This window comes from Dietzia maris (assembly GCF_014144855.1).
Taxonomy (GTDB): Bacteria; Actinomycetota; Actinomycetes; order Mycobacteriales; family Mycobacteriaceae; genus Dietzia; species Dietzia kunjamensis.
The window spans coordinates 1-12,449 of sequence record NZ_JAALDN010000046.1; the positions used below are offsets into that span (position 1 = coordinate 1).

11 protein-coding genes, 1 tRNA gene and 1 pseudogene are annotated in these 12,449 nt (G+C 70.0%); 8 read left to right on the forward strand and 5 right to left on the reverse strand.

Annotated elements, in window-relative coordinates:
• From G6024_RS01760 to G6024_RS01775, 4 genes are all read right to left on the reverse strand, one after another.
• Window positions 1-1,285: UDP-glucose dehydrogenase family protein (locus G6024_RS01760; RefSeq protein WP_159147745.1), on the reverse strand; the 1,285-nt coding region annotated here is incomplete at its 3' end.
• A 95-nt stretch (window positions 1,286-1,380) separates the two neighbouring features.
• Complete coding sequence (dcd, locus tag G6024_RS01765) at window positions 1,381-1,944, reverse strand: dCTP deaminase (RefSeq protein ID WP_119192919.1); 564 nt, start codon at window positions 1,942-1,944, stop codon at window positions 1,381-1,383.
• Window positions 1,925-2,602: a hypothetical protein gene (locus G6024_RS01770; protein ID WP_235027718.1), complete on the reverse strand. Its 678-nt coding sequence runs from the start codon at window positions 2,600-2,602 to the stop codon at window positions 1,925-1,927. The genes dcd and G6024_RS01770 overlap by 20 nt, the downstream gene beginning before the upstream one ends.
• Before the next feature lie 281 nt (window positions 2,603-2,883).
• Window positions 2,884-3,735, reverse strand: a complete 852-nt coding sequence (locus G6024_RS01775; protein WP_283466916.1) for a DUF2470 domain-containing protein — start codon at window positions 3,733-3,735, stop codon at window positions 2,884-2,886.
• Between the two features lie 214 nt (window positions 3,736-3,949).
• Between G6024_RS01775 and G6024_RS01780 the strand changes: the two genes are divergently transcribed.
• The 6 genes and pseudogenes from G6024_RS01780 to G6024_RS17120 form a co-directional block, all read left to right on the forward strand.
• Window positions 3,950-4,204 carry a hypothetical protein gene (locus G6024_RS01780; RefSeq protein ID WP_067719492.1) on the forward strand — a complete coding sequence of 85 codons (255 nt, stop codon included), beginning with the start codon at window positions 3,950-3,952 and terminating at the stop codon, window positions 4,202-4,204.
• A gap of 61 nt (window positions 4,205-4,265) precedes the next feature.
• Window positions 4,266-4,336: transfer RNA gene (locus G6024_RS01785), tRNA-Gly, on the forward strand.
• Window positions 4,337-4,606: 270 nt separating this feature from the next.
• Window positions 4,607-6,064, forward strand: coding sequence for a class I adenylate-forming enzyme family protein (locus G6024_RS01790; protein ID WP_067719495.1), 1,458 nt, complete (start codon window positions 4,607-4,609; stop codon window positions 6,062-6,064).
• Between the two features lie 61 nt (window positions 6,065-6,125).
• The gene (locus G6024_RS01795) at window positions 6,126-8,006 is read left to right on the forward strand and encodes a DUF3556 domain-containing protein (protein WP_159147749.1); all 1,881 of its coding nucleotides are present in this window, start codon (window positions 6,126-6,128) and stop codon (window positions 8,004-8,006) included.
• Between the two features lie 4 nt (window positions 8,007-8,010).
• Complete coding sequence (locus G6024_RS01800) at window positions 8,011-9,429, forward strand: phytoene desaturase family protein (RefSeq protein ID WP_159147751.1); 1,419 nt, start codon at window positions 8,011-8,013, stop codon at window positions 9,427-9,429.
• Between the two features lie 61 nt (window positions 9,430-9,490).
• Window positions 9,491-10,639, forward strand: a pseudogene (locus G6024_RS17120) (RsbRD N-terminal domain-containing protein); the annotation flags it as partial.
• A 54-nt stretch (window positions 10,640-10,693) separates the two neighbouring features.
• On the opposite strand, the gene G6024_RS01805 reads toward G6024_RS17120, so the two are convergent.
• A complete protein-coding gene (locus G6024_RS01805; protein WP_159147754.1) occupies window positions 10,694-11,626 on the reverse strand; it encodes a methyl-accepting chemotaxis protein in 933 nt (310 codons plus the stop codon).
• A 103-nt stretch (window positions 11,627-11,729) separates the two neighbouring features.
• Here G6024_RS01805 and G6024_RS17125 point away from each other — a divergent pair, with 103 nt between their 5' ends.
• Together G6024_RS17125 and G6024_RS17130 are read left to right on the forward strand one after the other, a co-directional pair.
• Window positions 11,730-11,993 (forward strand): PEP/pyruvate-binding domain-containing protein, encoded by a 264-nt coding sequence (locus tag G6024_RS17125; protein ID WP_067719502.1) that lies wholly within the window; start codon window positions 11,730-11,732, stop codon window positions 11,991-11,993.
• A gap of 10 nt (window positions 11,994-12,003) precedes the next feature.
• A partial coding sequence (locus G6024_RS17130) for a PEP-utilizing enzyme (RefSeq protein WP_478213467.1) occupies window positions 12,004-12,449 on the forward strand: 446 nt, incomplete at its 3' end.

The following is a 12,449-nucleotide window of genomic DNA, read 5'->3' on the forward strand; positions in this document are numbered from 1 at the left end:
GGTCGGCGGGCATGCAGTTGCGACCGTCCAGCAGGACCCGGCCGCGCGCCACCCCGGTGACCGCGGCCGGGTCCAGCTCGACGAACTCGGGCCACTCGGTGGCCACCAGCACCACGTCGGCGCCCTCACAGGCGGCCAGCGCCGATTCGGCGTACGTCAGCGTGGGAAACAGGGCGCGGGCATTGTCCAGGGCCTGTGGGTCGTACACGACGGTGCTCGCGCCCTTGAGCGAGAGCATGCCCGCCACGTTCAGCGCCGGCGAGTCCCGCACGTCATCGGAGTTCGGCTTGAACGCCGCCCCCAGCACGGCGACGGTCTTGCCGATGACCGTCCCGCCGCACGCCTCGACGGCCAGGTCCACCATCCGCTCGCGTCGGCGCATGTTGATCGAGTCGACCTCCCGCAGGAACGTCATCGCCTCGTCCGCGCCCAGCTCACCGGCCCGGGCCATGAAGGCGCGAATGTCCTTGGGCAGACACCCACCACCGAAGCCCAGGCCGGCATTGAGGAAGCGCCGCCCGATCCGCTTGTCCATGCCGATCGCATCGGCCAACACCGTCACATCGGCGCCGGCGGCCTCACACACCTCCGACACCGCGTTGATGAAGCTGATCTTGGTCGCCAGGAACGCGTTCGCGCTGACCTTGACCAACTCTGCCGTAGCCAGGTCCGTCACGATCACCGGGCACGGATCCGACTCCAGGATCGGCGCGTACGCCTCGGACACCAACTCCCGCGCGAGCCCCAGTGCCGACTCACCGCCGGCCAGGCCGATCACGATCCGATCCGGCGTCAGGGTGTCCGCCACGGCGAAGCCCTCGCGGAGGAACTCCGGGTTCCACAGCACCTCGACCCGCACCCCGTCCGGGGCGCGGGAATCGGCGATCTGTTGCAACCGCGCGGCCGTGCCCACCGGCACCGTCGACTTGCCCACCACCGCCGCATCCGCGGACAGCAGGGGCGTCAGCCGCGCCACGACGTCCTCCACGTGCGAGGTGTCGGCAGCGAACTCACCCTTGCGCTGCGGGGTCCCGACCCCGATGAAGTGCAGGTCCGCGAACGCGGCCGCCTCGGCGTAGTCGGTGGTGAACCGCAACCGCCCCGACTCCACGTGCCGCAGCAGGATCTCCGGCAGCCCCGGCTCGTAGAACGGCACCTCGCCCCGGCGCAGCCGCTCGATCTTGGCCTCGTCGACGTCCACCCCCAGCACCTCGTGGCCCAGCTCGGCCATGCAGGCGGCGTGGGTGGCACCGAGGTACCCGGTCCCGAACACGGTCATACGCATGGCGCTGTTCTACCCCGTCGACGCGGCGCGGTGGGAACGGGCTGGTGAACGGAGGGCGAGCAGCGCGCGCCGGATGGCCGCCGCCGTCCGCCGGGTCACCGGAAGTTCAGGTACGCCTTGGAGGCGGTGGGGCCGCGCTGGCCCTGGTACTTCGAGCCCACGGAGGCATTGCCGTACGGGGTCTCGGCGGGACTGGAGAGCCGGAACAGGCACAGCTGGCCGATCTTCATCCCGGGCCACAGCGTGATGGGCAGGTTCGCCACGTTCGACAGCTCGAGGGTGATGTGGCCGTCGAACCCGGGGTCGATGAAGCCGGCGGTGGAGTGCGTGAGCAGCCCGAGTCGACCGAGCGACGACTTGCCCTCGAGCCGGCCGGCCAGGTCGTCGGGCAGGCGGAGTCGCTCGAGGGTGGCCCCCAGGACGAACTCGCCGGGGTGCAGGACGAACGGGTCCCCCTCGGCGGGCTCGACCAGTTCGGTGAGCTCGTCCTGCTGCTGCGCGGGGTCGATGTGGGTGTAGCGCGAGTTGTTGAAGACCCGGAACATCCGGTCGAGCCGGACGTCGATGCTCGACGGCTGGATCAGCGCGGGGTCGAGGGGGTCGATGCCCAGCCGCCCGTCGGCGAGCTCGGTACGGAGGTCACGGTCGGAGAGCAGCACGGTCCTGAGGGTACCGCGCGCCCCCGGCGAGCAACCGGAGCTGGGTCCCCAGCTCGGCGACGTCCGTGCAGGCCTCGGCGAACGGCAGCCGTTCGCGCCGCGCGCGGCCCTCGCGGTCCGTCAGCTCGAGGTCGACGCCGGCGCGGTCGATGCCGATCAGGAGGGGGCGCTCGGCGGGCAGGCACCGGCAGACACGCAGGGCCAGCCGCGGCACCACCTGGCAGCGCGGATCGTTGAGGTGGTCGAGCCAGTGCCCCTCGAGGTCGGTGAAGGGGTCGGGCCCGGAGGTGGCGAGGTCGTCGAGGGCGATGTCGGTGACGCCGGAGTCATCGGTGAGCAGGATCCGCTCCGTCCGGAGCCGGACGAGCGCCGACTCGGATCCGACCCCGAGCAGGGCCGAGTCGGGCAGGTCTCGCGCGATGCGGGTGGCGGCGTGGCGTTGGGCGCGCGCGTCGATCTGTTCGACCAGTCCGTCGACGACGACGAGGCGGCGACACCGGCCCCGGGCTGCCCCGCCGAGGATCTCGTCGAGCACCTCGAGACGGGCGTGCACTCCCCCGGACGGGATCGCCGCGGCGTCGGCCGTCGGGATGACGAGGCTGAGGTCGGCCGTTCCGGAAGTCCGGTGCGCGAGCGCGACCGCGGGAGTGGCGTTCACGCGGGAGCCGGCGGTGGGAGCGGGGAGACTCAGCGTGGCCCTCGCGCAGCGCCGCAGTGCCGAGCTCGCCCGTTCGGCCGGCTCGGGAACGGGTCCCACCAGTGATCGCATGCCTTCGCCCTCTCGTCATCGCGGTCCCGGCCTTTTCCGTTCCGGCGCCTCAGGGGTAGTGGCGCCGGAACGGAAAACACCGGAGCGGGGACGTGACTACCCGCAGCGAATAACTTAGGTAAGGCTTACCTGTAAAGACAAGGGCTTTCAGCGAATTCTTGTGAAGTGATTCACCGCGTCAGCGCGGAGAGTTGGGCGAGAACGTCGTCGGAATCGGCGCAGACCTGCGCGAACGGGAGTCTGACGAGGTCGCGGAACCCGCCACCGGTCGATCCGATGCGTAGGTCGACCCCGTACCGGTCGATCGCGACGATCCGCGGATCCGTGCCCGCGATCTGCCGCCCGGCACGCAACGCGAGACGGGAGGCGAGCCCGGTGTCGGCGGCGAGGCGGTGCAGCCAGACCTGCTCGTCGACGCCGATCGGGTCGACCGCCGCGGCGGCAAGGGACGCCCGGGGAACCACGTGGACGCCGTCCGCGGTGAGGTAGGTGATCTCCAGTGGCTGCAACTCGCTCAGGCGGAGCGACCCGCCCTCCGAGTTCGGGCCCGTCCCGCCCCCGTCGGCGGTGACCAACCTGCGCCGACGCGCCGGGGACGAGGCCGTCACGATCCCGGAGAGGGTGACAACTCCCCGGGCGACAGCGCAGTCGTCGTCGTCGCCCCCGGCAGCCCGCCCCCCACCACCGGCCCCTCCGCGTCCCGCACCACACGACGCGGGTCGGCCGTCGAGAGCGAACGACGGGCGCGGCTCGGAACCCCGGCACCGACCGGTACACACCGTGTCGACGATCTCGACGGTGGCGGTGGCCCCGGCGGCCGCGACCCGGTCGACGTCACCGGCCTCACGCGACATGCCCCCCACGTCGACCACCAGGACGATCACCCCGTCGTCCCGGACGCGCGCCGAGCGCAGCGGCCGCCTGAGCATGCCGGCCTCGATGGCCCCGGCCGCACCGCGGGCGAGCACCGTCCGTACCCGCTCGGCGATCGGCCGCTCCATGGCCTCGTGCACGTCCACCACGCACCTCCTGCAGGGCTGAGCCCGCGGACCGGCCATCCGGTCGCACAAATCGGACTGTCCTCCAGTTCAGCGCATGGCACGCCCCTTTCGTTCCCGAACCGACCCTCGAAACCACGTGAGACCTGCCACATCCCGGCGCCCTCCCGGCCCGGCGACCCCCCGGGAGCGCCTGGCGGATATGCACCGACCCCCGCTGACGTGGTGAAATAGGCGCATGGACGAGATCAGGGACGAGCCCTCGAGGTACTTCTGGCGCTGGACCCAGTGGTCGTGGGTGTGTGTCGGCGTCGCCGTACTCATCGTGCTGATGGGGATCACCGGCGGCGGATCGGTCACGCCGTGGATCATCGGCGCGATCGCGGTGGCGGTGATCGGGGGCGTGGCGTTCGGATTCGTCCCCCGCGCGTCGCTCAACCAGCCCAAGCGGCCGATGACCACGGGCGCGAAGCGCAAGTCCGCCCGGAAGTGACCCCACCGCGCCTGCGGCCACCGGGGCTCGTGCTAATCTGAAGCCGCCTCCAGCAGGCACTGCCGATGTAGTTCAATGGTAGAACTTCTGCTTCCCAAGCAGACAGCGCGGGTTCGATTCCCGTCATCGGCTCCCTCGCCCGAACCGGGCCATTCTGCGGGGCACCTCCACCAGCGAGGTGCCCCGCAGTTCGTTGTTCCGGCCCCGTCCGCACCGGCCGTCCGCACCGGCCGCCCGCTCCTGCCATCCCGCCCGGATGAGCACCCGACGCCCCCGGCGCCACCTCCCCCGCTTGTACATCGTGCACTAACGCAAACGTGAAGTTCGTCACATCTACCGATGTGCGGCCCGCCCGATCTCCGTAGTGTCCGAGATCACACAGGTCGCCGACGAGGAGTAGATGTGCAGCCCGGATACCTCCCCAGAACACTCGCGGAACGCTTCGGCGACGCCCCCAGCATCCGTGACGACGCGACCCGAATGTCCTTCCGCGAACTCGACCGGGCGGTGACCTCGGTGGCCGCGCAGTTCAGCGAACACGGCGTCACCAGCGGGGACGTGATCGCGGTGATGCTCCCCAACCGGAGCGAGCTGGTGATCTCCATCTTCGCGGCGTGGTACCTCGGCGCAGCGGCCACCCCGATCAACCCGAACTTCACGCACGACGAGGCCGATCACCAGATCAACGACGCCGACGCCGTGCTCGTCGTGAACTCCACCGCCGACTCCCCCTCCGGCGGGCGACCGGCGATTAGCGTCGATGACCTAAGGACGTCGGGGAACGGTGCGCAGCTCGACCCCGTCGACCTGGCGGACGACGACCTCGCCCTGGTGATCTACACCAGCGGATCCACCGGGCGTCCCAAGGGCGTCATGCTCACCCACGCCAACGCCACGGCGATGTCCCGGACCATGGCCGACACCATGCGGATGACCGCCGAGGACCACTGCCTGCTGGTCCTGCCGCTGTTCCACGTGAACGCGTTGATGGTCAGCCTCCTGGCTCCCCTCCAGGTCGGCGCGCAACTGACGATCATGGGCGGCTTCGACGCCCAGAAGTTCTACGACACCGTCGAGAACCTCCGGCCCACCTACTTCTCCGCCGTACCCACCATCTACGCACTGCTGCTCACCAGGGCGGAGGGCCGGCAACCGGACATGTCCTCGCTCCGGTTCGCCGTCTGCGGCGCTGCTCCGGCCACGCGGGAACTCCTCGCGGCGGCCGAGGAGTTCTTCGACGTGCCCATCCTGGAGGGCTACGGCCTGACCGAGGCCACCTGTGCCTCGGCGGTCAATCCGATCGACGGCCCGCGCAAGCCCGGGACCGTGGGGCCGGCACTGCCCGGCCAACGTATCCGGATCGTCGACGACCTCCTCCGCGACGTACCCACCGGACAGACCGGGGAGGTACTGATCACCGGGGCCGTCGTGATGGCGGGCTACCTCAACATGCCGGAGGCCACCGCTCAGACGATCGTCGACGGGTGGGTGCGCACCGGTGACGTGGGCCGGCTCGACGAGGACGGCTACCTCAGCATCGTCGACCGGCTCAAGGACATGATCATCCGCGGCGGGGAGAACCTGTACCCCAAGGAGATCGAGAACGCCATCGGCAGCCTGCCGGGTGCACTCGAGGTCGCCGTGGTCGGCCGCCGGGATGACGTGCTCGGTGAGGTCCCCGTGGCCTTCGTCGTCCCGTACCCGGACGTGGAACTGACACCCGACGCCGTGATCGCGCACTGCCGTGACCGCCTCACCCGGGTGAAGGTGCCGGTCGAGGTGACGATCACCGCGGCACTGCCCAAGAACCCGGTCGGCAAGATCGACAAACCGCGCCTGCGCACCTCGCTCGTCGCCTGACCCCTCAACCCTCGTTCCCTCAACCCTCGTTCCCTCAACCCGACCCGAGAAGGAGTCCCCCATGGGGTTTCTACAAGCCGATGTCCCGGACGTCGATCCGGCCAAGTTCGAGTCCATCCCCACGATGGAACGGATGAAACTGCTTGCTCACCACTGGGTGGAGTTCGGATTCGGTGCGCCGAAGATCATGCACTCCCTGTACCTCGTCAAGGGGCTGGTCTTCTTCCTCGGCGGCTGGCTCATCATCGGGCTCTCCACGCCCGGCCTCCCGCTGACCGACCTCGGCGCGTGGTGGGGCGAGGTGATCGTCTACCAGAAGGCGATGATCTGGGTGATCCTCTGGTCAGCCACCGGGTTCAACGAATCGTGGGGCCCGTTGGCGTTCAAGTTCAAGCCCAACACGGCAGGGTACCGCTACTGGATGCGAACCGGGACGCTGCGGCTCCCGCCCTGGCCGGACAAGATCCCCTTCACCAAGGGAGACGAGCGTAAGGCCATCGACGTCGCGCTGTACTTCGCGATGCTCGCCACCCTCGCGCTGGGCCTGGTCCTGCCCGGTCAGCAGACCGCCGCCGCCTACAGCGAGGCCGGACTCGTGCCGCTGTGGCCGTTCGTCACGTTCGTCGCGATCCAGCTGGTGATGGGTCTGCGGGACAGGGTCACGTTCCTGGCGTCGCGTCCCGAGCAGTACTCCGTCATCATGCTCGGTTTCGGTGTTCTCACCACCTTCGGCGCCGGCCACGTGGACATGATCATCGTCGCCAAGATCGCGATGTTCGCGGTCTGGTGGGGCGCGTTCATCTCCAAGCTCGGCGTCCACTTCACGCCCACCGTGCAGACGATGCTCACCAACGGCCCGCTGATCAAGTCCAAGGCGCTGCGCCGGTCGCTCTACCGCAACGCGCCCGAGGACCTCATGCCCACCAAGGTGGCGTTCTTCGCCGCGCACGCCATGGGCACGATCGTCGAGTTCGTCGTCCCGCTCGTCCTGCTCTTCACCACCAACTGGACGGTCGCGGTCCTGGCCGCCGCGTTCATGATGTGCTTCCACGTGTTCATCTACTCGATGTTCGCGCTGGCCATGCCGCAGGAATGGAACCTCTTCTACGTGTTCGCGACGCCGGTGGTCTTCCTCGGCTTCTTCGCCGGCGACGGGTACGCCCTGTGGGACGCCAGCAGCGTATGGGTCGTGGTGATCGCCGCGGTGCTCACCCTGACCGGCCCGATAGTCGGCAACTTCCGACCCGACAAGATCTCGTTCCTCATCGGAATGCGTCAGTACGCCGGCAACTGGGCCTCCTCCACGATGGCGTTCCGCAACAACGGGTGCGAGGCCAAGCTGGACAACCCGGCCTTCGTGACGTCCATGACGTCCCCGCACAACCAGCTGTCGGCACTGTTCGGCCCCGAGGGCGCCGAGATCTTCCTGCAGAAGACCACCGCGTTCCGGATGATGAACACCCAGGGCCGCGGCCACATGTCGATCATGCCGTCGGTCCTGGACAGCATGGAGAACTACCGGTTCCGCGAGGGCGAGGTGCTGTGCACCTTCTTCTCCGGGTGGCAGTTCGGAGACGGGCACCTGTTCGACGAGCGGACGATCTCGGCGGTGCAGAAGCGGTGCAACTTCGAGCCGGGCGAGTTCATCAGCGTCTGGACCGAGTCCCAGCCACTGCACAAGAAGACCATCGAGTACCGCGTGATCGACGCGGCGCTCGGGGTCCTCGAGCGTGGCCACTACGACGTCCGGGACGTGGTCACGGAGCAGCCATGGCTTCCGAACGGGCCCATCCCGTTCACCGTGACCTGGCGCCACCCGGAGTACCTGCCGGCCGATCAGCGGGCGTCCGCGAGCGTTCCCGCCTCCCCCGGCGCCGAGGGCCCGCTCACGGACACGTCCCCCGCGGGCGGTCGCGACGAGTCCACGGTCGGGATGAGCTGAGTTCATGCCCACAGCGATCATCGTCGGTAGCGGGCCCAACGGCCTGGCAGCCGCGTTGACACTGGCCGCCGATGGAGTCGATGTCACCGTTCTGGAGGCATCCGACTCCATCGGCGGCGGCACCAGGTCCGGCGAGATGACCTCGCCGGGCCTGCTGCACGACCAGTGTTCGGGATTCCACCCCCTCGCCGTCGACACCGCCTTCAGCCGCCGGTTCGACCTCGAGGCCCACGGCCTACGGTGGGCGCTCCCCGAGGTCCAGTACTCGCACCCGCTGGACGGTGGCAGGGGTGCGGCGGTCTGGAAGTCGGTGGACCACACGGCCTCCCGACTCGGCGACGACGGGGAGTCCTACCGACGGATGTTCGGAGCCCTCACCGCACGCTTCCCACAGATCGCCGAGGAGTTCCTCCAGCCCCTCCTGCACGTCCCGGACCATCCCCTCGTCCTCGCCCGCTTCGGGGCCTACGCCGCCATGCCTGCCAGCGTGTTGGCCCGCCGGTGGCACACCGACGAGGCGCGGGCCCTGTTCGGAGGCGTCGCCGCACACGCCTTCCGCCCGCTCGGCTCGGTAATGTCCTCGGCGATCGGCGTCGCCCTGGGTACGGCCGCACACCGGTTCGGCTGGCCGGTGGCCGTGGGGGGTTCGGCGACGATCGCCACCACGATGGCGTCGATGTTGACCTCGTACGGCGGCCGGATCGACACCGGGGTCACCGTCCGCGACCACCGCGAGCTGGGGAACCCGGACATCGTCATGCTCGACACCTCTCCTGCCGCCGCTGCCGGGATCCTCGCCGGCGTCATACCCCGCAGGGTCGACCGCGCCTTCCGCCGCTTCCGACACGGGCCCGCGGCGTTCCAGGTCGCCTTCGCGGTCGAGGGCGGCATCCCGTGGTCCCACGAGCCGTCCCGGTCGGCCGGCACGGTCCACGTGGGGGGCACCTTCGCGGAGATCGCCGCAGCCGAGCGGCAGGTCGTCCGAGGGGAGATGCCGCAGCGGCCCTTCGTCCTGGTCGGCCAGCAGTCCGTCGCCGACCCCGCCCGCGCGAGGAACGGGCTCCATCCCGTCGACGCCTACGCCCACGTACCCACGGGGTGGACGGGCGATGCCACCCAGACGATCATCGACCAGATCGAGCGATTCGCCCCCGGGTTCCGCGATCGCGTCCACGAGATCCACACGCGCTCGACCCGTGAACTCGAGGATCACAACGCCAACTACGTCGGCGGGGATATCGTGACGGGTGCCAACGACCCCCGCCAGTTGGTCTTCCGGCCGCGGGTCGCCCTCGACCCCTATTCGACCGGCGTGCCCGGCGTCTACATCTGCTCGGCGGCCGCCCCGCCCGGGGCGGGCGCCCACGGAATGGCTGGGTGGAACGCCGCGCGTTCCGCCCTGTCGTACCTGTCCGGACGGTGATCACGCAGGAAGGACACGGCGGGACCTGAGCCACCAGACGGACCCGACCCCGCCCGCACACATGCTCAGCACAACACCGCAGGATCCCGAGCGCCTCCGCGAACTGACCCGCCGCATAGGTCTGAGGCTCAGTTCGCGGACCGCGGCCATCTCCGACAGCATGACCGCGGCCATCGAGGACGCCATCGGCGAACTCACCGATGAGGACACACACTCGGCTCTGCACGCCAGCGTGACGAACAACGTCGAGGTCATCATCGACATGCTGTCGCACACCAAGGACGCACACGACCTCCCTCCCCTGCCCGACGCGGTGCACTACGCCGTCGCGCTCGCCCGCAGGGACGTCTCGAGCGCCGCACTGCGGCGGGCCTATCACGTCGGTTCCGACTGTCTCCTGGCCCATGCGTTCGACCAGGTGCAGGAGGTCGAGTGCGAGGACCACGAGAAGCTGCCGCTCTACCACCACCTCGCCGGATGGCTGTACCAGTACGTCGACGAGATCACCCGGACCGTCATCGCCGCACACGAGGAGGAGGTGCGCTCCTCCCACGACCGGGCGGCGCGGTCGATCAACTCGATCGTCAACCGGGTCCTCGACGGCGAGGGCATCGACCCCGCCGAGTTCGAGCGGGTGACGGGATACCGACTGAACCAGGTGCACGTCGGGTGCCGGGTGTGGATCGACGACTTCGGCGCGTTCACCGATCAGTCCCGATTGCTCGAGAGCGTCGTGGACAGTCTGGCCGGGCAACTCGGCGACCACCGCCCGCCGCTGATGATCGCCACCGGCCGCGCCACGGCCGAGGCCTGGTTCGGCATGGAGGGCCGTCGCCTCGCCGTCGACACGGGAGTCCTCGCGCCGATCGCCGCGGCGACCCCCGCGGCCCGGATATCCTTCGGCGCGCCCGGTGCCGGGGTCGAGGGGTTCCGCACCACCCGCACACAGGCAGCGCTCGTCGGCACGATCGCGCAGGTGTGCACCGGCGACGAGGCGCGTGTGGTCTCGTACGCGGACGACGGGATCCCCGTCATCGCCCGACTGGCCGAGGACCTCGCGTCCACCCGGCGATGGATCCGCGAAGTCCTCGGCGGCCTGGCGAGGGACACGGACGACGCGGCGAGACAGCGGGAGACCGTCCGGGTGTTCCTGGACTCGGCGGAGAACTACTCGGAGACGGCGTCCCGGCTGCTCCTGCACCGCAACACCGTGAGGTACCGGAATCAGATGCGGTCCGGAGTCGCGGCTCCGGGACTCGGGCGCTCAGTCGGCCTTACCGTTGTCCCCACCGCGGCGGCGCAGGAGCTGGAATCCGGGGATGCCGGCGACCGCCTCGAGGCACTGTTGCGCCACCTCGAGGATCTGGTGGACCTCGGGGGCAACGGTGTCCAGTGAGGCCAGGACCGGCATGACGTCGTTCTCGAGGGTGTCGCCCAGCGCCGGCAGGTGGTCGATGAACTGGATGACCGCCTTGACCTCGTCGGGGTCGACCGACTCGAGGACGTCGTCGGCGATCGGTTCGAGCAACCGGATCGTCTTGTCCGCCCACGCCAGGACCTCGGTCATCCGGGTCGCCACGACCCGGGCGGCCTCCACGTCCAGGTCGGCGTCCACGAGCAGTGCCTCGACGACCGGCTTGACCTGAGCGAAGGTGGAGTCCGCGAAGTCGACGAGGGGGACGACCCGTTCGATGAGCCCGCCGGCGTCGAGGACCAGATCGTCCGCGGTGTCCACCGTCGTCCGGACGCGAGCCACCACGCCCTCGGCGGACTCGACGGTGCTCCCCACCCGCACGACCACGCCCTCGGCGGAGTCGATCGTGCCGTCCACGCGCCGCACCACGCCTTCGGCGGAGTCGACGGTCGAGCCCACCCGGCCCACGATCCCCTCGGCGGCAGAGACCGTGTCGGCGACCTCGTCGACGACCCTGTTGGCCCTGGCCACCGTGGTGCGGACACCGTCGACCGTGTCGACGGCGGTGGCCACGATCCCGTCGATCTGCCGCACGGTGCGGCTGACCTCGTCGAGCAGGTCCTGGATCCGCACGACCACGTCCTCCACGTCCGCGAGTAGCACGAGGACGCGGGCGGGCAGCATGAGCAACTCCCTGGCCATTCTCAGCTCCCACTCCACGACACGGAACGCCGTTCCCACCACGGAGGAGGCGGAGGGAACGCGGAGCTGGATGTCTGCCATGCGCTGATTGTGCCTGAACCACCCACACCGGGCAGCCGGTCCGCCCACCATGGAGACAGCGACGGTTCCGACCGGTCGGGCCGCGATCTCGAAGGAGCGAGCGATGGACGCACGATGGGTCGCCGATTTCTCCGAGCTGAGGCTGGCGGACGCACCCGAGTACGGCGGGAAATCCGCCAATCTCGGGGAGATGACGGGCGCGGGGTTCCCCGTGCCGCCGGGATTCTCGGTCGGACAGTCGGCCTACCTCGCCGCGATGGAGACGGCCGGTGTCCGGTCGCGCCTCTACGACGGCCGGGTCCCTGCCGACGGGACGAGCGAGGCGGAGCTGATGTCCCTCGCGGCGGAGTTCGGCGGCACCGGGTGAGCTGTACATCGTGCAGACCCGCCCGATCACCACGCTGGCCGTCGACGCGGCGCACGCGGCCGATCCCGTCGGCGCGGGGGGCGAGGTGGAACCAATCGTCTCCGGACTCGGCGCGGGGCCCGGCACGGCGATCGGGACAGCGCGCGTCCTCACCGAACTGGCGGACGGGGTGAACCTGGCCGCCGGCGAGATCCTGGTGGCCACGATGACCGACCCCGACTGGCTGCCGATCCTCCAGCGCGCCGCCGCGATCGTCACCGACGAGGGGGGCGTGACCTGTCACGCCGCCATCGTCGGGCGCGAACTGGGGCGTCCCGTGATCGTGGGCACGCGATCGGCGACCGCCGACATCGCCGACGGGCAGACCATCACCGTCGACGGCACCGCCGGCGTCGTCTACCCGGGAGAGGTGCGCGCGGCCGAGGCGCCGCAGGCTCCCGCCGATGCCGGCGCGGC